The organism is Rhodanobacter sp. ANJX3, from assembly GCF_014200755.1.
Classification (GTDB): Bacteria; Pseudomonadota; Gammaproteobacteria; order Xanthomonadales; family Rhodanobacteraceae; genus Rhodanobacter.
Window position 1 is genome coordinate 760,703 of record NZ_JACHCM010000002.1, and the last position, 18,415, is coordinate 779,117.

The following is an 18,415-nucleotide window of genomic DNA, read 5'->3' on the forward strand; positions in this document are numbered from 1 at the left end:
GATTCAACGGAGGTTTCCATGTCACGTATCAATGAAACACTTGCGGCGGATCGTCGTCACTTCATTCGTGCTGCCGTCACCGGCGGTGCCGTGCTGGCCATCGGCGGCGGTCTTTTCCTTCCACGATTGTTCGCGGCGGACTCCGTGGCTGAAAATATGCCGATCGGCAAACCGGGCAAGGTATTGCTCGAGGTTTTTTCCGACGACGGTAAAGATCTGGGGGCACACCCGGTGCCCCGACTGATCCTCAGCGATGCGCAGTGGAAGCAGCGATTGTCGCCAGCGAGCTTCGATGTGCTGCGTCGCGACGGCACCGAGCGTGCCTTCAGTGGCGATCACGAAAAGCCCGCCACACCCGGTCTTTTTCGCTGTGTCGGCTGCGCAACGGCGCTGTACGACGCCGCCACCGAATTCGACTCGGGCACCGGCTGGCCGAGCTTCTGGCAACCGATCGCCAAGATCAACGTGATCGAAAAACACGACAGCACGTTCGGCATGGACAGGGTGGAAATTCGCTGTGCCAACTGCGACAGCCATCTGGGCCATGTTTTCGACGACGGCCCGAAGCCGACCGGCCTGCGCTACTGCATGAATGCCGTGGCGCTGCGGTTTGTTCCGAGAAAAGCTGCCTGAACGGCGAGCCAAAGCCACGGCGTGAAATCCACGCGATGCTGCGAAAAAGCGCTTATAAAGTGAGCGCGCTCGATACATAAAGAGCGCGCTCTTTTTTCGCCGGAGATCGACGTGATGAAACGCAAGCTTTGGTCTTCTCTCGCTGCGCTGTGCCTGGCGGCTCCCGTCTGCGCCTTTGCCGCCGAAGGCTATGTGGTCGACAACGTGAACCTGCGCGCAGGGCCCGACCCGAGCTATCCGCTGGTCGATCAGCTACCGAGCGGCACCGAAGTCGATGTGCAGGGTTGCACCGACGGCTGGGAGTGGTGCGATGTGATCAACGAAAATGATGGCAGCCGCGGCTGGATCGCCGGCAACTATATCCAGTACGAGTACCGCGATCAGCCAGTTCTGCTATCGGATTACGGCGCGCAAATCGGCATTCCCATCGTGGCCTTCAGCATCGGCACATACTGGGATCGCTATTACCGCAGCCGTCCGTTCTACGGCGACCGTGGCAACTGGTACAACCGGCCTTACGTGCGGCGCCCGCCACCGCCACCGCCGCGCGGCCCCTATCCCGGCCGGCCGGGCGGCCCCGGCGGTGTCGGCCCATGGCATGGGCCGAACCATGGCAACTACGATGGTCAGCCGAGGCCCGGCTATTCAGGCGATCAGCGACCGGACCATCTGAGGCCGCTAAGCCCCGGATATCCGGGGCAGCGCCCACCGCAGCAGGGTCAGGATCAACGTCCAGGCCAGCCGCAGCAGGGCCAGCAACAACGTCCAGACCAGTATCGGCATCAGTATCAGGGACAAGGTCAGGGTCAGGCGCCGGTCGGGCAACCGGCGCCCGGCCAACCCATGCAAGGCGGTCAGGGCCGACCGCAGCCGTCACCGTCACAGGCGCACGCCGTCGCTCACGGCGATGGGCACCGTGACAACGATCATCGTGACGACAACCATCATGACGACAACGGTCATTGATCGAGCGTCACCCCCCGATTCACATCAGCAATGACCAGGAACGGGACGATGCGAATCGTCCCGTTCTGCCGTGTGCGGTCAGCGGTCGAGCGCAGCTCGATGGCACGTCGGGCAAACGTCCCGACCATGCCTTTATGCACACTCCCGCCGAGCATCGGGCAGCTAGTCTTGTGCCTTTGATCGATGGGAAACGAACTCGTGCGCAAGCTTTTGCAATCTGCCGTGCTCGCGGCACTCGTGCTGGCCGGCTTCAACGGGTCGGCTATCGCTGCCGATGGTCACACGTCGGACAAATCGCCAACCGATGAAGGCAGTGCCGGCAATGGTTTCCACCTGCCGCCGCTGCCCGCCGACGCACACGTCTCGCAGAGCACAAGCGTGAATGGCCGCTCGCTCAAGTACACGGTGACCGTGGGCTCGCTGCCCGTGCGCGACGAAAAGGGAACCATCACCGGCGAGGTGGTGTTCACCGCCTACACCATGGGCGGCAAGGATCGGCCCGTGACGTTCGCGGTCAACGGTGGCCCAGGCGCATCGTCGGTCTACCTCAATTTCGGCGCGATCGGACCGAAGAAGGTCAACTTCGGCGTGGAGGGCGACACCCCTTCGGCACCCACCACCTTGCACGACAATCCCGGCACCTGGCTGGGCTTTACCGATCTGGTCTTCATCGATCCGATCGGCACCGGCTACAGCCGCGCGCTGGTGGATGACAAGGAAGCCACCAAGCAGTTCTACAGCACCGGCAACGACATCAAATACCTGTCGCGCATCGTCTACGACTGGCTGGTCAAGAACGGCCGCATGACCTCGCGCAAATATTTGGTGGGCGAAAGTTACGGCGGCTTCCGCGGCCCGCGCATCACCGACTATCTGCAGACCCAGCTCGGCGTGGCGATGAACGGTCTGGTGCTGCTGTCGCCGTATCTCGACGCCGCAGCGTCCAACGACGAGAACGTGTCGCCTCTGCCGTGGATGCAGACGCTGCCATCGATCGCCGCCGCTTATCTCGAACGCGAGCACCGGCTGACGCCCGAAACCATGGCGCCGATCATCGAATACACCCGCGGCGATTACGCCACTACCTTGATGAAAGGCCGCTCCGATCCGCAGGCCACCGAACGGATGATCCAGAAAGTCACCGAACTGACCGGACTCGATCCGCTGTTCGTGAAGCGCTCCGGCGGGCGCCTCGAAACGCAGGCCTATCTGCGCGAGGTCTACCGCGCCCAGGGCAAACTCGGCAGCCGCTACGACTCCAACGTCACCGCGTGGGACCCGTTCCCGTATGCGCCGCATCAGGAAACCGGCGATCCGATCCTCAACGGCATCATCGCGCCGACCACCACGGCGATGGTCAACTTCGTCACGCAGACGGTCGGCTGGAAATACGACGGTCGCTACAACGCGCTGAGCTATGACGTGAACAAGCTGTGGCATGAGGACGACGATGCAAATCAGGGCTCGGTGTCGCAGCTGCGCGAGGCGGTGGCGAACGATCCCGGCCTGCGCGTGCTGATCGCCCACGGCTGGGACGATCTCTCCTGCCCGTTCATGGTGTCGATACTCGCGGTCGATCAGATGCCGGCCATGGGTGATCCGACCCGCGTGCAGGTGAAGGAATACGCCGGCGGCCACATGTTCTACGCGCGCGAAGACAGCCAGTCGGCACTGAGCCAAGACGTGAAAGCGCTGTACGGCAGTAAATAGGCGCACCAAGCGCGGGGGCAGCTGTGTCCTCCGCGCTCGCTCAGGGGAGTATCACACCAAGAGGTTTGCTCGCCTCTTGCGCTACAGCTGGAACAGGAACACTGTCTTGCGACCGGCGATAAACCCACTGGCTGGATCGCCTGCTGGCATATTCGCTCGACCTCACCGACGGAGATTGATGTCATGAAGCATCCGGTTCTCGCTTGGCTGACCGCGTTACTTCTCGCCGCGCCGGTGTTCGCCCACGCTGCCGATGGGTTCGCCACCGCCAATGTCAATCTTCGTGCAGGGCCGGATACCAGTTATCCGCTGATCGCCACGATTCCCGTGGGCACTCAACTGGCCATCCAAGGATGCACGGATGGCTGGGAATGGTGCGATGTCGTCGCCTTCGGCAACCGCGGCTGGATCGCCGGCAACTATCTGCAATACAACTATCAGAATCAGCGCGTGCTGGTGCCGGCCTACGGCGCACAGATCGGCATACCGATCGTCAGCTTCGTGATAGGCAGCTACTGGGACAGCTACTATCGGAACCGGCCGTTCTACCGCGACCGCAGCCGCTGGTACGCCCGACCGGTTCCGCACCGTCCACCACCTCGGCCGATTCAACGCCCGCCGCCGCGGCCGCCGGTGCAGCACCGCCCGCCCTCGCGCCCAACGCGTCCACCCGCAGGCAATCGCCCTCCCGTACGTCCACAACCGGGCGGCGGTGCGGGCCGTCCCGGTCAAGGCAACCCGAACAACGGCAACCGGCCCTCGCGACCCGGTCAGGGCAATCCCGGTGGCAATCGACGTCCGGGTTCCGGCCCGGGCAATAACCGCCCCGCCCCCGGACAACAGCGGCCAGCCGACAACGGCAACTGACATAAAAAAATCCGCCCTTGGGGCGGATTTTTTTGGATGACTTCAAGCGGATCGATAATGCCGACAGCCTGTGCCGCTTTCAGCAAGCAAACGTAGTTCAGCGCGCGACCGTACTGGCACGTACGAGATACTGCACGCTGAACATTTTCTGCGCGTCGGTCCACACACGCAGCACCGCCAGGCCGGCCTTCGCCGCCAGCGCCTCGAAATCCGCCAGCGAATACTTGCAGCTGTACTCGACGTGGATCGCCTCATCCTCGCGGAAGGCCACACTGCTCTTGCCCAGCTTCACCTGCTGCGCCTTACTGCTGACGATATGCGTTTCGATACGGCCGGCCATGGGGTTGTAGTGCGCGCGGTGGCGAAAAGCCGATAGGTCGAAGTCGCTGCCGACGTCGCGATTCAGCCGCGTGAGCATGTTGAGCGTAAAGGCCGCAGTCACGCCCGCGGCGTCGTTGTAGGCTGCCTCGATGACCATGGGGTCTTTTTTCAGATCGACACCGATCAGGATACCGCCGGCATCGCCCATCTCGTTGCGCATCTTGCGCAGCAGAACCGCAGCGGCGCGGTTATCGAAATTGCCGATTGTCGAACCCGGAAAGTACAGCACCGTACGACGCGGCGCGCGCGGCGGAATCGGCAGACGCAGCGGCTTGGTGAAATCGGCGCCGAGCGGCTGCACCGGCAGCGCGGGAAATTCGGCGGCAAGTCGATCCACGCTCTCGCGCAGCGGCTCGGCCGAAATTTCCACCGGCACATAGGCCACCGGTTCGTGTAGATGCTGCAACAGCATGCGCGTCTTGCGCGCATTGCCGCTGCCGTACTCCACCAGGCGAACGTCGCTGCCCAGCGTATCGGCGATGCTGCCGGCGTGTTCGTCCATCAGCGCAATCTCGCTGCGCGTGAGGTAATACTCCGGCTGCTCGCAGATTTCGTCGAACAGCGCCGAGCCGCGCTCATCGTAAAACAGCCACGACGGCAGACGCTTCGGCTTCAGCGACAATCCGCGCTGAGCGATTTCCAGCAATTCGCTGGACGGTGGACGACGGTCGTCGTCATGGATACCCGAGACTTGCGCGTTCATTGATCTTGTCCCAATCGTAGCCCGGCAAACTGCCAGCGGGCGTGGGGTGGAAAAAAGTTGCGATAGGTAGCGCGAACATGATCACGCGGTGTGGCACAGGAGCCTCCGCGCAGAATCCATTGTCCACTCATGAATTTGCCGTTGTACTCGCCCAGCGAGCCGGGCAAGGGCTGAAAACCCGGATAGCTGATGTAGGGCGACGCCGTCCATTCCCAAACGTCGCCGTACATCTGCAGCAGGCCGTCGCCGGCCGTGGCGGCGGCAGGATGAAAAAGTTTTTCGTCCTGCAAGTTGCCCGCAACCGGCAGACCGCGCGCGCCAGACTCCCATTCGGCCTCGGTCGGCAGTCGCGAACCGGCCCAGCGCGCAAACGCCTCGGCTTCGAAATAACTCAGATGCGACACCGGGTCGTTCGGCTCAATGGCCTGCACACCCGCCAGCGTGAATTCACTGGCCAGATCGTCCTGCCAGTACATCGGTCGCTGCCAACCCTCGCGTTGCAAGGTGGACCAGCCATCGGACAACCACAGACCGGGCTCTCGGTAGCCACCTTCTCTGACAAAGGCGAGGTATTCGGCGTTGGTTACCAGCCGGTTGGCCAGCGCATGCGGCTGCAGCAGCGTACGGTGACGAGGCGTTTCATTGTCGAAGGCGAAGCCCTCGCCGCGGTGGCCGGTTTCGACGATGCCCTCGCGTCCTGCTACAAAGCGCAGCGGAACGAATGCAGAGGCCACCGCGCCACGCTTGCGCTCGTGATACGCAGGCATCAAAGGATTGCACCAAAGCGCATGCTTGATATCGGTGAGCAGCAGCTCCTGATGCTGTTGTTCATGATGCAGACCCAGCTCGACCAACTCCACAAGTTCCGCATTCGGATCGTTGGACAGCAGCGCCATCACGTCCGCATCCACCCGCTCGCGAAAGGCGAACACTTCCTGCAGCGAAGGGCGCGATATCAGCCCGCGGTGCGGCCGCGCGTGCATCGGCCCGATCGACTGGTAGTAAGAATTGAACAGGAAATGCCAGGCAGGGTCGCGCGGCTTATAAGATGGATTGCTGCCGAGCACGAAATGCTCGAAAAACCACGTGGTGTGAGCAAGATGCCATTTGCCGGGACTGGCATCCGGCATGGATTGCACCAACAGGTCTTCGGCGGTCAGGCCCGCGACCAGTTCGACCGTCGTGCGACGAACCCGGTCGAAGCGGGACGCGGTCGACGCAGAAAACAGAAAACTTTCGCTAGCCATGGCAACCATCCTTCGCTCTGACCCTCGGCGCGGTGGCTATGACAACGACGCGGCGCGGAGGATGGCTGAAAAACATGGACGCAAGCATGCCGGGGGCGACGTTGAAATCTTGTGATCTGCCTATGGCGGACTAGCCTTCAAAAGTCGCCGATAGGTCGTGCACCACATTGGCACGCTGCACAAAAGCAAGAAGCCCGGCATCGAGCCGGGCTTCCGTATCGCTTGGTCTAAAGGCTTTTGATCGGATCAGTTGCCGTAGTAGCCGTCGTCACGGACATACTGAGTAGGCGCGCTGTAAGTCGTTACCGTACGTGTTACGACGGGAGCGCTCTGGTACACAACGGTGGGCTGCGTGTACACGACCGGCGGGCCGTAGTTGTAGTAAACAGGGGCAGGACGCGTCGCACTGTAAACGAGACCGCCAACGACACCAGCGACGATGGCACCACCGATCCAGCGGCCGCCGCTCCAGTAACCGCCCCGGTGGTATCCACCGTAACCGCCGTGGTATCCGCCGTAACCGCCACCGTATCCGCCCCAGCCGCGTGCCGATGCGCTAAGCGGCATGGCGACCGCCGCGGTTACAGCAAGGCCGAGGGCCAACATCTTGCTCGCATTACTGAAACGTTTGATGCTCATGGCAGTTCTCCGTATGTACGGGCCTTTTTCGGCCCTCTGTACGATGCTTATGCTCGGCTTCCGGGGCTTAATGTGAACTGAAGCGTTTACTTTTTAATCCGGGCCGAATCCCATGGATTTACCCCAGGGTCAGCGGCGCGACGACGCAGCAGCCAGCAGCCGTGAATATCGGCGCGGCGGGCGAAATCGAACGGGATGCTGGGCACCGTCCAGTCCTCGATCACGAAGCGCTGCTCCAGCCCTTCCCGGTCGAGTTTGAAGCGGCGAAAGTTGTTGGAAAACACGATCACGCCGTCCCGCGTGAGCCGCTCGTTGCAGGCATCGAGCAGCTTGACGTGATCGCGCTGTACGTCGAAGTCTTCCGCCCGCTTGGAGTTGGAGAACGTCGGCGGATCGACAAAGATCAGCCCGTAATGCCCGCGATCGCGCTGCAGGAATTCCAGCGCATCGAACTGCATCAACCGATGGCTGGAACCGCTGAATCCGTTGAGTGCGAGATTGCGCGACGCCCACTCCAGATAGGTCGCCGACAAATCCACGCTGGTGGTTTCCAGCGCACCGCCTGCCGCCGCATGCACGCTTGCCGTGGCGGTATACGCAAACAGGTTGAGGAAACATTTACCCTCGGCCAGCTCGCGCACCTTGCCACGCACCAGCCGGTGGTCGAGAAACAAGCCCGTATCGAGGTAATCGGTGAGATTGACCAGAAATTTCAGGCCATTTTCTTCCACCTCGATGAACTCGTTGCGCTGATCGAGCTGGCCATACTTCGAGCCGCCCTTGCCGCGTTCGCGGGTTTTCAGGGCGATGCGCTCGCGCGGCACGCTGAGCACCTCGCCGGCCACGCGGGCGATCTCGCGCATGCGCAGTCGTGCGACATCCGGCGGCACGTCGGCCGGCGCGCGGTATTCCTGAATATGCAGATGGTCGTCGCCGTGCGTGTCGCCGTAGACATCGATGGCCGCAGCGTATTCAGGCAGATCCTGATCGTAGGCGCGCCAGCAGTGCACGCCCTCGCGCGTCAGTCGCTTGCGCAGATGCTTGACGTTCTTTTCCAGGCGATTCTTCAGCATCTGCGCGCCAGCCGACAGCGGCTTGGGCTCGCGCGGCGCTTCATCGCGTTTGCCCAGATCGAACGTCAGCAGCACCGTCTCCAGTGCGCCGTTGTACAGCGTGTAGCGCTTGTCGGCGTGCAGCTGCATGGCTCGACCCAGCTCCACATCGCCCGCCAGCACGGCAGCACGCCAGCCGGTGAAGCGCGCGCGCAGCGCGTCGCCGAGCGCGCGGTACAGCAGCGGCATTTCGGCACGTTCGCCCAGGCGCCCGCCGTACGGCGGATTGGTGATGACCAGGCCGTAGTCGACGCCCGGCGGCGGCGCGGTGTGCGACACCTCCTGCCGATCCAGGGTAAAGAACCCGGCCACGCCGGCTTCCTGCGCGTTGCGTTTGGATGTCTGCACCATGCGCGGGTCGGCATCGCTGCCGAAGAACGCGCTGCGCAATTCGCGCAGGCCCTTTTCGGCGCGTTCGTTCGCTTCGGTCAACAGTCCGCGCCACAGCGCGATATCGTGCTGCTGCCAGCCAAGAAAGCCGAAATATTCGCGACGCAAACCCGGGGCCACGTCGGCCGCCATCAGCGCGGCTTCAATCAGCAGCGTGCCCGAGCCGCACATCGGATCGAGCAGCGCGCCGCCAGCAGCGTAGACCTCCGGCCAGCGCGCACGCATCAGCATCGCGGCGGCGAGGTTTTCCTTCAGCGGCGCTTCGCCCTGCACTTCGCGCCAGCCGCGGCGATGCAGCGGTGTGCCGGCGAGATCGAGCGACACGGTGGCGCGGTCGCGGCGCAGGCGAAGATTGATGCGGATATCCGGCTCATCGGTATCCACACCCGGCCGATTGCCGTCGCGCTGGCGGAACTGATCGACCACGGCATCCTTGACCCGCTGCGCGATGAACTGGCTGTGGGTGAGCTTGCTCAGCGCGGTGCCGGCATCGACCGACAGCGTGCCGTGCGCGGCCAGATGCGTGCTCCAGTCGATCGACTGCACGCCGCGATAAAGCGCATCGTCATCGGCGGCATCAAAATCCGCCAGCGGCAAAAGTATCCGGCTGGCCAGTCGCGACCACAGGCAGGCGCGATAGGCGGTTTCCAGCGTGCCTGAAAAATGCGCGCCGGCCAGCGCCTCGCGCACGTCGAGCGCGCCCATCGCAATCAGTTCGTCGCGCAGCAGATATTCCAGCCCCTTCGGACATGTCGCGAAATAGTGGCTCATGCGGCGGTCGCCAGCTGATCGAGCAAGCGCTGAAACTGCAGCCCGATGGCGTCCATGCTGGCGCCCAGGCGGTGATCGTCGTCCAGCATCAGCAGCGGCAGACGGCGCTGCGCAGCAAATAATTGCACACCGGCCGGCTGGCAAACATCGTCGCGCCAGCCGTGGATCAGCATCGTCGGCACACCGCTGCGCAGGTCGAACGCCCGCGCATAGCCGGGAATCGCGCTAGGCGTGGCCAACAGCAGAAGCCCGAGCACCGGCACGTCGAGCGAAGCCAGCCCGGACACGAACGCACCCATGCTGGAGCCGACCAGCAACGGTGGCGTAGGCAGCGCTTCGATCGTGGCGCGCAGGCGGGCGATACGTGGGGACACGCAGCCAACAACCCCGCGCGCGTCGTCGTCGCGATAATCCGGCCGCTGCGTCTGCCAGCCCTGAGCCTCGGCCTGCGCCGCCAGCAGGCTGACCTTGGTAGCGCTCGGATCGGCGTTGAGTCCGTGCGAAAGAATGATCTGGCCGCGCATGGCGACTCCATGGAAACTGCGATAAGCGAGTTGCACATGGTAACAGGCGGCGTTTCCAGCGAGACTTGACGCATGACGCCGACCATTCACGATCAGCCGCTGCCGTACATCGACCGCCTGCCCGAACGCGATGCCGGCGCGGTGGACACCGTGGTCATCCACTGCACCGAACTGCCCGATCTGGCCACCGCCCGCGAATATGGCGAACGGCCGCTGCATGACAACGGCACCGGCAACTGCGGCCACTACTACATCGATCGCGACGGCGGCATTTACCGCTACGTGCCCACCACCCGCGTGGCCAACCATGTGCGCGGGCACAATCCGAACTCGATCGGCATCGAACTGGTGAATCTGGGGCGTTATCCGCATTGGTGGGATTCGCGCCACCAAATCATGACCGAACCTTACACCGACGCGCAGATCACCGCGCTGATCGCCCTGCTCCGGCAGCTGCGTCTCGAGCATCCGAATCTGCGCAACATCGCCGGGCACGAGGATCTCGATACCGCCCGCCTGCCCGCCAGCGACGACGCTTCCAAGGAGGTGTCGCGCAAGCTCGATCCCGGCCCGCTGTTTCCCTGGCCCGACGTGGCACGCGAAAGCGGGCTGACCCGGTCACTTTAGCTGCCAGATTCGCGCGCTCGTCGAAGGCGAACCGGCGGCTGCCGCTATAATTGCCGCACTTCACCCGCCACGAGTTGCCCCCATGCTGGAAAATCACGTCGCCGAACTGGTCGACCTGCTGCATCTCGAGCGGCTTGAAGACAACCTGTTTCGCGGCCAGAGTCGCGACATCGGCACGCAATTCGTGTTCGGCGGCCAGGTATTGGGACAGGCGCTGGCCGCCGCGCAGAACACGGTCGATCCGAGCCGCGAGGCGCACTCGCTGCACGCGTATTTCCTGCGCGCTGGCGATATCGACGCGCCGATCGTCTACAGCGTGGAACGCACCCGCGACGGCGGCAGCTTCTCGTCGCGCCGCGTGGTGGCGATCCAGCACGGCCAGCCGATTCTCAACGGCTCGATCTCGTTTCAGATTCCGGAGAAAAGCTTCGAGCACCAGTCCTCCATGCCCGACGTGCCTGCACCGGAGGATATCGAGCCGATGCAGCCGCTGAGCGCCGATCAGCTGGCCAAGCTGCCCGTCAAGCTGCAGCGTTGGCTGGGCGTGGACTCGCCGATCGAATTTCGGCACGTGTGGCCACAGGACCGATTGAATCCGGTAAAACGGCCGCCGATCCAGCACATCTGGTTCCGCGTCGCCGCACCGGTCGACGACACGCCGGCGCTGCATCGGGCGCTGCTGGCGTACGCGTCGGACTTCAATCTGATCGGTACCGCCACGCTGCCGCACGGGATTTCGTACTACACGCACAACGTGCAGATGGCCAGCCTCGACCATGCGCTGTGGTTTCATCGCCCGTTTCGGGCGGACGAGTGGCTGCTGTATTCCTTCGACAGCCCCACCGCGCAGGGCGCACGCGGCTTTGCCCGCGGCCAGATCTTCAGCCGCGACGGCCGGCTGGTAGCTTCCACCGCGCAGGAAGGCCTGATTCGTCTGCGCGGCGGTTGATACACTGCAAGCATGCGCCAGATCTATACCTCCCAGCGACAAGAGAACATCGACCGCGTGGTCGCTCTGATGAACGAGCACGCCATCGAAGCCAGGGTCACCAACCGTTCCAACTGGAACCGGCCGAGCTATCAGCGTTTCAGCTACTCCGAGCGCACGGATGACCGCGAAACCTGGCCGCAGGTGTGGATCGTCCGCGCCGACGACTACACCCGCGCACGCGAGCTGCTGCGCAGCATCGGGATCGAACCGGTGATTCGCCATGCCGACGAGCTGGCTGCCGTTCGCAACCCGTCGCCTACCTATCGGCGCCGCGGTACCGTGGTGCGCGTGCGCCGCATCGTGATGATTGCCGTGGTCGCGGCCTGCGCCATGGTGGTACTGCGGTATATGCATATCATCTAGCGGCAGCCTGGCTTTATGCCGCATGTGGTTATGCCACATGGTTTCGCGCGGTCGCGCAGGCATAGAATCGACACATGCGCGCCGAGCCCACCATCCGACTGTTCCAGACGTTGCCCCACGCGTGCGGCTACTACGCCGATCGCACGGCGCAGAATCTGGTGGTCGATCCGGCCGCGCCGCAGCTGGACAAGCTTTACGGCCCGGCGCTGGAACAAGGCTTTCGCCGCGCCGGTGGCCACCTGTATTTCCCGCAGTGCCCGCAGTGCCAGTCCTGCACGCCGTGCCGCGTGAACGTGGAAGATTTCCAGCCCGATCGCTCGCAGCGACGCTGCCTCAAGCGCAATGCCGACCTCAGCATTATCGAATGCATACCCGGCTACAACCGCGAGCGGCATGCGCTGTACGAAACCTACCTGCGTAGCCGCCACTCCGGTGGCGGCATGGACGACGCCGAAGCCAGCGACTTCCGCCGCTTCCTCACCGCGCCGTGGAGCCCCACGCTGTTTCTGGAAATTCGCCAGGCCGAACGCCTGCTCGGTATCGCCGTGACCGACGTCTGCCTCAACGGGATGTCGGCTGTCTATACGTTTTTCGATCCCACCGAATCGGCACGCAGCCTCGGCACCTTCGCCATCCTGCAGCAGATCGAACTGGCTCGCCGCCGCGGCATACCGTGGCTCTACCTGGGCTTCTGGATAGACGGCCATCCGAAGATGGACTACAAGCGTCGCTTTCAGCCGCTGGAGATTCGCAAGAGCGGCAGCTGGGTGGCAATGACGCCTTCGTAGGCGCTTTCGTGGGTTGGGATGAGCGCAGCGAATCCCAATTTCGTCGCTCGTCATGTTGGGATTTGCATACGCTCATCCCAACCTACAAATCACGCGTTTTCCGGCAGTCTGTCCACTTTCGGATAGGGGTAGAGCTTTTCCAGCGGCACGGACAAACCGTCATTACCAACCACGCGGCAGTGGCTGCGGTTGAGCTGGCGCGGCTCGCTGACGCCACAGCTGTGCGCAATGATGCCGACCTCGTGCATCACGTTGTCGGCATAGTGATAGACGCGCTCGCTCTTGTCGGCGACCACCAGACCGCGCTGCAGTTTCGGATTCTGTGTCGTGATGCCGGTAGGGCAGCTATTGCGGTTGCACTGCAGCGACTGGATGCAGCCCAGCGCCAGCATGAAGCCGCGCGCCGAGTTGACGAAATCCGCGCCGAGCGATAGCGCCCACGCCACGTCATAGGCGGTAATGCATTTGCCCGAGCAGATCACCTTGACGCGCTCACGCAGGCCCTTGCTGATCAGCACATCGAGTACGGCCGGCAGCGCCTCGTGCAGCGGCAGGCCCACGCCTTCCATCAGCGTCTGCGGCGCCGCGCCGGTGCCGCCTTCGGAGCCGTCGACGATGATGAAATCCGGCGCGCTCTGAATGCCGCGCTTTTTCACTTCGTCGCAAAGATCCACGATCCACTCCACGCCACCGAACACCGCCTTGAACCCGACCGGCTTGCCGGTCAGCTCGCGGATGTGCGTGATCTTGTCCAGCAGCTGATAGATGTTGCCGATGTCCAGATGGCGATTCGGGCTCTGCGAATCCTTGCCGACCGGAATGCCGCGAATCTCGGCGATCTCCGGGGTGACCTTGGCCCCGGGCAGCAACCCACCCATGCCCGGCTTGGCGCCCTGCCCGAGCTTGATGCTGACCATCTTCACCTGCTTGTGCGCGCAGATCGCCAGCAGCTTGGCGTCGTCGAGTTCGCCGTCGGGCGTGCGCACGCCATATTTCGCGGTGCCGATCTCGAACACGATATCGCAGCCGCCTTCGAGGTGGTAAGGCGCCAGGCCACCCTCGCCGGTATCCATCCAGATGCCGGCCTTGGCCGCGCCGCGCGACAGCGCCCGCACGGCCGGCGCCGACAGCGCACCGAAGCTCATCGCTGAGATATTGAAAAACGCCGAATGGCTGTAAGGCTCACGCGCGTACGGACCGATCGTCACCGGCACCGGTTCGATATGCTCCTGGCCGAGATCGGGAAACGGCGCGTTGACGAAAAACGGCACGCCTTCGGCGCGAAGGTCGCGGCTGGAGCCGAACGCCGCCGTGTTCTCCACATTCTTGGCCGCGCGATAAACCCAGGTGCGTTCAGCCCGATTGAACGGCATTTCCTCGCGGTCGCTGGAATACAGGTATTGGCGAAAGAACTCGCCCAGATGCAGAAACCAGTAGCGGAAGTGGCCGACTACCGGAAAATTGCGCAACACCGAGTTGGCCTTCTGGTTCCTGTCGATAAACCACATCGACGCGATGACCAGCACGCCCAGCGCCAGAACGATCAGCGCGATGGCCGCGCCGATCTCCACCACCACGATCAGCCAGTGTGCGAAGCCCGTCGATTGCATAGCCGTCCCTTATCAAGTTGGCGTCGTGCGAACGACGCGGAGATTTGTCGTTTCGTGTGGAACCCGATCGATGCAACGTCTAGATTACAGCTCGATGCGCAGGCAGCCGGCCGCGCGCTTGGCCTTCGCTATCGCCGCCTCCACCGTTTCGGCGCGTGCCAGCGTCACGCCCATACGGCGGCGACCCTTGACGGTCGGCTTGCCGAAGATGCGCAGCTGCGTGTCTGGCTCGGCCAACGCTTCGGCCACCCCGTGATAACGCGGCGCTTCGCCATCGCCTTCCACCAGCACCGCGCACGACGCCGATGGCCCTGCCTGGTGAATCAACGGAATCGGCAAACCGAGAATGGCGCGCGCGTGCAGCGCAAATTCGGACAGATCCTGCGAGATCAGCGTCACCAGTCCCGTATCGTGCGGCCGCGGGCTGACTTCGGAAAAAATCACCGCATCGCCCTTGACGAAAAACTCCACGCCGAACACGCCCCAGCCGCCCAGCGCGCCGGTGATCGCTTCGGCCTGACGCTGCGCCTCGGCCAGCGCAATATCGCTCATCGCCTGCGGTTGCCACGATTCGCGGTAATCGCCGTCTTCCTGGCGATGGCCGATCGGTGCACAGAAACTCACGCCCGCCTTGTGGCGGACGGTGAGCAAGGTGATCTCGTAATCGAAGGCCACAAAGCCCTCGACGATGGCGCGCCCCTTGCCGGCGCGGCCACCGGACTGCGCGTAATCCCACGCCGCCTGCAGCTGGTCCTCGCGCTTGACCACGCTCTGGCCCTTGCCCGAGGAACTCATCACCGGCTTGATCACGAACGGCAGACCGATGGACGCCACGGCGTCGCGATATTGTCGTTCGTCGTCGCAAAAACGATACGGCGAGGTCGGCAGCTTCAGCTCTTCGGCAGCGAGCCGGCGGATACCTTCGCGATCCATCGTCAGCCACGCAGCACGCGCGGTGGGAATCACGTGCAAGCCGTCCTTTTCCATCGCGATCAGGGTCGGCGTATGGATCGCCTCGATCTCCGGCACCACCAGATCGGGCCGCTCCCGCTCGATCAGCGCGCGCAGCGCGTCGCCGTCGAGCATGTCGATGACGTGGCTGCGGTGGGCGATCTGCATCGCCGGGGCGTTGGCGTAGCGATCGACCGCGATTACCTCGACCGCAAAACGCTGCAACTCGATGGCGACTTCCTTACCCAGCTCGCCGGAACCCAGCAAAAGCACGCGAAACGCATGAGGGGAATGAGGGGTGCCGAACGGTTTCATCGGGTGCTCCGGGGGCAAACCGGCATTGTAAAGCGAGGCCACGGCGATCGGCCGATGGTGTGGCCGTAGCGGCCCCTTGCGGTCGAGCCTTGCCCGATGACCATCGCTAGAGGCACTTGCAGATAGATATCACTTTGATATCTAATTTTCTCACCAAGGGAGGGCTTGTACTCATGAACGAACGCAAGGGTTTTTCGATCGCCGGCATTCCACTTATCGTCGTCTGCGTGGCGCTTCTGGCTATGGGATTTGGCATCGTCACCCATGCCAATAACGGCCTGCCGCTATGGCTTCCTGCCATTGCCGCGCCGATGGTCGCCACCGCCGTGTTTCTGGCGAAGGGCTTTTTCCAGGTGGCGCCGAACGAGGGGCAGGTACTGCAACTATTCGGCAAGTACGCCGGCACGGTACGCCTGGAGGGCTTGCGCTGGACCAATCCGTTCTACAGCAAGCAGCGCGTGTCGCTGCGCGTGCGCAACTTCGAAAGCGGCAAGCTGAAGGTCAACGACAGCGACGGCAATCCGATCGAGATCGGCGCGATCGTTGTCTGGCAGGTGGTCGATACCGCCGAAGCGGTGTTCTGCGTCGACGATTACGAAAACTATGTGCATATTCAGAGCGAATCAGCGCTGCGGCAGATGGCGCAGAGTTATCCCTACGATGCGCATGACGACAGCAAGGCCTCGCTGCGCAGCCACGGTGAGGTGATCAACTCGCACCTGCGCGACGAAATCCAGACCCGGTTAGGCAAGGCCGGCGTGCAAGTGGTCGAGGCGCGCATCAGCCACCTCGCCTACGCGCAGGAAATTGCCCAGGCCATGCTGCAGCGGCAGCAAGCCGGCGCCATCATCGCGGCACGCACGCAGATCGTCGAGGGCGCGGTGAGCATGGTCGAGATGGCGCTCGATCAGCTCTCCAAACGCGGCGTGGTGCAACTCGACGAGGAGCGCAAGGCGTCGATGGTCAGCAATCTTCTCGTGGTGCTGTGCGGTGAGCGCGGCACCCAGCCAGTGGTGAATACCGGCTCGCTCTACAGCGGCTGAGGAGTTCCGCCATGTCCACACCACTTTCCGAACTGCTGATCCATCTGTTCACCGCCGCCGTAGTGGCGGTCGTGGGCTGGACGATTCGCACTCGCGGCCCGCAGGGGCTGGTGCATGGCGTCGTCGACTGGAACAAAGTCGATGAGGCAAAACGCCGGCGCGCCGGCCGGGATATAGGCAATGTCTTTTTTGCGATGGCGACATGGATGTTCGGATTCGCCGTGTTCCGCTATCAGGGCGGCTACGACCAAGCCAGCAACAATCTGGCCCACGTAATCTTTATCGGCGGACTCTGCGCTCTAGTGCTGCTAATGCTCTTCATGCTGCTGCACCTGCGGGAAACCAAGCGAACGCATGGCCGCTGAGAAAAAAGCCTATCCGCTGCGCATCGGCGCCGATGTGCTGAAGGCCATGCAGCAGTGGTCTGACGACGAGTTGCGCAGCGTCAATGCGCAGATCGAATACGTGCTGCGGGAAGCGCTGCGCAAGGCGGGGCGAATGAAGGGCGGCAAGCCGTCCGATACCGACGAAGAGGCCGGCTGATCTACCCGCGACGCCAAAAAACTGAGCATTCGCCTGAATCTGATGCATTCAAAAGGAGCTTTCGATGAAACATCGCCCATGGCTTGTCGCGACACTCTTTTTTCTTTCAGCCGCAAGCGCACTCTCCGCCCAGGCGGCTGATTGCAAAGCCATGTCCAGCAAGCTGCTGGACGATCTCGATCACGGCCAATACGCCGCCGCTGGCGCCGACTTCGACACAAAAATGAAGGTACTCACCCCGGAAAGGCTGCAAAGTTTTTGGGAAAAACTTCCGGAACGGTGGGGCGCCCTCGGCGCCCGCGATAACGCCCGGCTCGTGCAAAAAGACGGCAACGACATCGTGGTGACACCGCTGCATTTCGGCGACAAGGTCGCCAACGCCGTGGTGGTCTGTACGCCCGCTGGCCAGATTTCGGGCTTCCACGTGTTTCTGCAGCCGTAATCGCTACGACCATGTCTGAACTATCGCAGCCAATGCCAGGACGCGGGCCGCACCTGAAACTTGCCCTGTGTTTCGGCGTCGCCGGCGTTATCGCAACCCTGCTGCTGTTTCCCTACCTGCTCGCGATGATGCCGCTGAAATTCGCCATGCTGCGGCAACCCTGGTGGATCGTGATGCTGCTGCAATCGGCGCAGTCCGGCGTGCTGTGCCTGCTGCTGGGCTGGATCGGCCTGGTTCTGGGAACGCGGTACGGACTGGATGCACCATGGCTGCGTGCCTGGGTTTATCGCCAACCGCGCGATCCCGCAGCGCGACCGCACTGGTTCATCGGCCTCGCGCTGGGCATGCTGGCGGGATGGCTCGTCATCGCCATCAGCCGGCTGCTGCCTCACCCTGCGGCCACAGCGGCAGCACCGTCGCTGGGCTGGGCATGGCGCGGTGCGCTGGCATCGTTTTATGGCGGCTTCGTGGAAGAGGTGGAATGCCGGCTATTCCTCGCCAGCCTATTCGTATGGCTGCTGGCACGACTCAATCGGCGAAGAGCCCGACCGTGGACGTTCGTCGCTGCGATCGCGCTGGCGGCGCTGCTGTTCGGCGCAGGCCATCTGCCGGCGGCGTTTGTCGCGGGCATGAAGCCCGCGTTTTTGCCCATCTCGCGGATCATTCTGCTGAACGCGCTGGTAGGCGCCGTCACCGGTGGGCTGTTCTGGAAATGGGGACTAGAACACGCGATGCTTGCGCACTTCGGTGCCGACCTTGTACTGCACGTGGCGTGGCCCCTGGCCGGCAGCCTGTAGGG

20 protein-coding genes are annotated in these 18,415 nt (G+C 63.2%); 13 read left to right on the forward strand and 7 right to left on the reverse strand.

All coding sequences use genetic code 11. The annotated features are described in order from the left end of the window. The first annotated feature begins 18 nt into the window (after positions 1-18). The 4 genes from msrB to HDE76_RS08135 all read left to right on the forward strand — a co-directional run bounded on the left by msrB (position 19) and on the right by HDE76_RS08135 (position 4,176). Positions 19-633, forward strand: a complete 615-nt coding sequence (gene msrB, locus HDE76_RS08120; protein WP_184506547.1) for a peptide-methionine (R)-S-oxide reductase MsrB — start codon at positions 19-21, stop codon at positions 631-633. A 114-nt stretch (positions 634-747) separates the two neighbouring features. Further along, the gene (locus HDE76_RS08125; RefSeq protein WP_184506549.1) at positions 748-1,599 is read left to right on the forward strand and encodes an SH3 domain-containing protein; all 852 of its coding nucleotides are present in this window, start codon (positions 748-750) and stop codon (positions 1,597-1,599) included. Positions 1,600-1,797: 198 nt separating this feature from the next. After that, complete coding sequence (locus HDE76_RS08130; protein ID WP_184506551.1) at positions 1,798-3,309, forward strand: peptidase S10; 1,512 nt, start codon at positions 1,798-1,800, stop codon at positions 3,307-3,309. A gap of 183 nt (positions 3,310-3,492) precedes the next feature. After that, entirely contained in the window at positions 3,493-4,176 is a 684-nt protein-coding gene (locus HDE76_RS08135) for an SH3 domain-containing protein (RefSeq protein WP_184506552.1), read from the forward strand. Positions 4,177-4,273: 97 nt separating this feature from the next. Here HDE76_RS08135 and egtD read toward each other — a convergent pair whose 3' ends face one another. The 5 genes from egtD to HDE76_RS08160 all read right to left on the reverse strand — a co-directional run bounded on the left by egtD (position 4,274) and on the right by HDE76_RS08160 (position 9,943). After that, a complete protein-coding gene (egtD, locus tag HDE76_RS08140; protein WP_184506554.1) occupies positions 4,274-5,260 on the reverse strand; it encodes an L-histidine N(alpha)-methyltransferase in 987 nt (328 codons plus the stop codon). After that, on the reverse strand, positions 5,257-6,507 hold the full coding sequence (gene egtB, locus HDE76_RS08145; protein WP_184506556.1) for an ergothioneine biosynthesis protein EgtB: 1,251 nt from the start codon (positions 6,505-6,507) through the stop codon (positions 5,257-5,259). The genes egtD and egtB overlap by 4 nt, the downstream gene beginning before the upstream one ends. Positions 6,508-6,753: 246 nt before the next feature. Beyond that, on the reverse strand, positions 6,754-7,146 hold the full coding sequence (locus HDE76_RS08150) for a hypothetical protein (protein ID WP_184506558.1): 393 nt from the start codon (positions 7,144-7,146) through the stop codon (positions 6,754-6,756). An 86-nt stretch (positions 7,147-7,232) separates the two neighbouring features. Continuing rightward, entirely contained in the window at positions 7,233-9,419 is a 2,187-nt protein-coding gene (rlmKL, locus tag HDE76_RS08155; RefSeq protein WP_184506560.1) for a bifunctional 23S rRNA (guanine(2069)-N(7))-methyltransferase RlmK/23S rRNA (guanine(2445)-N(2))-methyltransferase RlmL, read from the reverse strand. Next, positions 9,416-9,943, reverse strand: coding sequence for an alpha/beta hydrolase (locus HDE76_RS08160; protein ID WP_184506562.1), 528 nt, complete (start codon positions 9,941-9,943; stop codon positions 9,416-9,418). Before HDE76_RS08160 ends, rlmKL begins: the two co-directional genes overlap by 4 nt. Before the next feature lie 72 nt (positions 9,944-10,015). Here HDE76_RS08160 and HDE76_RS08165 point away from each other — a divergent pair, with 72 nt between their 5' ends. The 4 genes from HDE76_RS08165 to HDE76_RS08180 all read left to right on the forward strand — a co-directional run bounded on the left by HDE76_RS08165 (position 10,016) and on the right by HDE76_RS08180 (position 12,712). Further along, the gene (locus tag HDE76_RS08165) at positions 10,016-10,570 is read left to right on the forward strand and encodes an N-acetylmuramoyl-L-alanine amidase (RefSeq protein ID WP_184506564.1); all 555 of its coding nucleotides are present in this window, start codon (positions 10,016-10,018) and stop codon (positions 10,568-10,570) included. Between the two features lie 82 nt (positions 10,571-10,652). After that, entirely contained in the window at positions 10,653-11,519 is an 867-nt protein-coding gene (gene tesB / locus HDE76_RS08170) for an acyl-CoA thioesterase II (RefSeq protein ID WP_179477313.1), read from the forward strand. Positions 11,520-11,531: 12 nt separating this feature from the next. Further along, a complete protein-coding gene (locus HDE76_RS08175) occupies positions 11,532-11,924 on the forward strand; it encodes a hypothetical protein (RefSeq protein ID WP_179477314.1) in 393 nt (130 codons plus the stop codon). A 74-nt stretch (positions 11,925-11,998) separates the two neighbouring features. Further along, positions 11,999-12,712 carry an arginyltransferase gene (locus HDE76_RS08180; RefSeq protein ID WP_184506566.1) on the forward strand — a complete coding sequence of 238 codons (714 nt, stop codon included), beginning with the start codon at positions 11,999-12,001 and terminating at the stop codon, positions 12,710-12,712. 89 nt (positions 12,713-12,801) lie between these two features. Here the strand turns inward: HDE76_RS08180 and HDE76_RS08185 are convergent, their stop codons facing one another. Together HDE76_RS08185 and purT are read right to left on the reverse strand one after the other, a co-directional pair. Further along, entirely contained in the window at positions 12,802-14,322 is a 1,521-nt protein-coding gene (locus tag HDE76_RS08185) for an FMN-binding glutamate synthase family protein (RefSeq protein ID WP_184506568.1), read from the reverse strand. 84 nt (positions 14,323-14,406) lie between these two features. After that, complete coding sequence (purT, locus tag HDE76_RS08190; RefSeq protein WP_184506570.1) at positions 14,407-15,588, reverse strand: formate-dependent phosphoribosylglycinamide formyltransferase; 1,182 nt, start codon at positions 15,586-15,588, stop codon at positions 14,407-14,409. Positions 15,589-15,761: 173 nt separating this feature from the next. Between purT and HDE76_RS08195 the strand changes: the two genes are divergently transcribed. The 5 genes from HDE76_RS08195 to HDE76_RS08215 all read left to right on the forward strand — a co-directional run bounded on the left by HDE76_RS08195 (position 15,762) and on the right by HDE76_RS08215 (position 18,413). Further along, positions 15,762-16,631, forward strand: coding sequence for an SPFH domain-containing protein (locus tag HDE76_RS08195; RefSeq protein WP_179477318.1), 870 nt, complete (start codon positions 15,762-15,764; stop codon positions 16,629-16,631). 11 nt (positions 16,632-16,642) lie between these two features. Beyond that, positions 16,643-16,996, forward strand: a complete 354-nt coding sequence (locus HDE76_RS08200; protein WP_184506572.1) for a hypothetical protein — start codon at positions 16,643-16,645, stop codon at positions 16,994-16,996. Continuing rightward, positions 16,986-17,174, forward strand: a complete 189-nt coding sequence (locus HDE76_RS08205) for an Arc family DNA binding domain-containing protein (protein ID WP_179477320.1) — start codon at positions 16,986-16,988, stop codon at positions 17,172-17,174. The genes HDE76_RS08200 and HDE76_RS08205 overlap by 11 nt, the downstream gene beginning before the upstream one ends. Before the next feature lie 151 nt (positions 17,175-17,325). After that, positions 17,326-17,616, forward strand: a complete 291-nt coding sequence (locus HDE76_RS08210; RefSeq protein ID WP_184506574.1) for a DUF3887 domain-containing protein — start codon at positions 17,326-17,328, stop codon at positions 17,614-17,616. Positions 17,617-17,627: 11 nt separating this feature from the next. Beyond that, positions 17,628-18,413 carry a CPBP family glutamic-type intramembrane protease gene (locus HDE76_RS08215; protein WP_184506576.1) on the forward strand — a complete coding sequence of 262 codons (786 nt, stop codon included), beginning with the start codon at positions 17,628-17,630 and terminating at the stop codon, positions 18,411-18,413. Positions 18,414-18,415: the final 2 nt, after the last annotated feature.

What these genes read in the sequence shown, in the direction of transcription:
- msrB (WP_184506547.1), top strand. Translation starts at nt 19, where the DNA reads ATGTCACGTATCAATGAAACACTTGCGGCGGATCGTCGTCACTTCATT.
- HDE76_RS08125 (WP_184506549.1), top strand. Translation starts at nt 748, where the DNA reads ATGAAACGCAAGCTTTGGTCTTCTCTCGCTGCGCTGTGCCTGGCGGCT.
- HDE76_RS08135 (WP_184506552.1), top strand. Translation starts at nt 3,493, where the DNA reads ATGAAGCATCCGGTTCTCGCTTGGCTGACCGCGTTACTTCTCGCCGCG.
- egtD (WP_184506554.1), bottom strand. Translation starts at nt 5,260, where the DNA reads ATGAACGCGCAAGTCTCGGGTATCCATGACGACGACCGTCGTCCACCG.
- egtB (WP_184506556.1), bottom strand. Translation starts at nt 6,507, where the DNA reads ATGGCTAGCGAAAGTTTTCTGTTTTCTGCGTCGACCGCGTCCCGCTTC.
- HDE76_RS08150 (WP_184506558.1), bottom strand. Translation starts at nt 7,146, where the DNA reads ATGAGCATCAAACGTTTCAGTAATGCGAGCAAGATGTTGGCCCTCGGC.
- rlmKL (WP_184506560.1), bottom strand. Translation starts at nt 9,419, where the DNA reads ATGAGCCACTATTTCGCGACATGTCCGAAGGGGCTGGAATATCTGCTG.
- HDE76_RS08160 (WP_184506562.1), bottom strand. Translation starts at nt 9,943, where the DNA reads ATGCGCGGCCAGATCATTCTTTCGCACGGACTCAACGCCGATCCGAGC.
- HDE76_RS08165 (WP_184506564.1), top strand. Translation starts at nt 10,016, where the DNA reads ATGACGCCGACCATTCACGATCAGCCGCTGCCGTACATCGACCGCCTG.
- tesB (WP_179477313.1), top strand. Translation starts at nt 10,653, where the DNA reads ATGCTGGAAAATCACGTCGCCGAACTGGTCGACCTGCTGCATCTCGAG.
- HDE76_RS08175 (WP_179477314.1), top strand. Translation starts at nt 11,532, where the DNA reads ATGCGCCAGATCTATACCTCCCAGCGACAAGAGAACATCGACCGCGTG.
- HDE76_RS08180 (WP_184506566.1), top strand. Translation starts at nt 11,999, where the DNA reads ATGCGCGCCGAGCCCACCATCCGACTGTTCCAGACGTTGCCCCACGCG.
- HDE76_RS08185 (WP_184506568.1), bottom strand. Translation starts at nt 14,322, where the DNA reads ATGCAATCGACGGGCTTCGCACACTGGCTGATCGTGGTGGTGGAGATC.
- purT (WP_184506570.1), bottom strand. Translation starts at nt 15,588, where the DNA reads ATGAAACCGTTCGGCACCCCTCATTCCCCTCATGCGTTTCGCGTGCTT.
- HDE76_RS08195 (WP_179477318.1), top strand. Translation starts at nt 15,762, where the DNA reads ATGAACGAACGCAAGGGTTTTTCGATCGCCGGCATTCCACTTATCGTC.
- HDE76_RS08200 (WP_184506572.1), top strand. Translation starts at nt 16,643, where the DNA reads ATGTCCACACCACTTTCCGAACTGCTGATCCATCTGTTCACCGCCGCC.
- HDE76_RS08205 (WP_179477320.1), top strand. Translation starts at nt 16,986, where the DNA reads ATGGCCGCTGAGAAAAAAGCCTATCCGCTGCGCATCGGCGCCGATGTG.
- HDE76_RS08210 (WP_184506574.1), top strand. Translation starts at nt 17,326, where the DNA reads ATGTCCAGCAAGCTGCTGGACGATCTCGATCACGGCCAATACGCCGCC.
- HDE76_RS08215 (WP_184506576.1), top strand. Translation starts at nt 17,628, where the DNA reads ATGTCTGAACTATCGCAGCCAATGCCAGGACGCGGGCCGCACCTGAAA.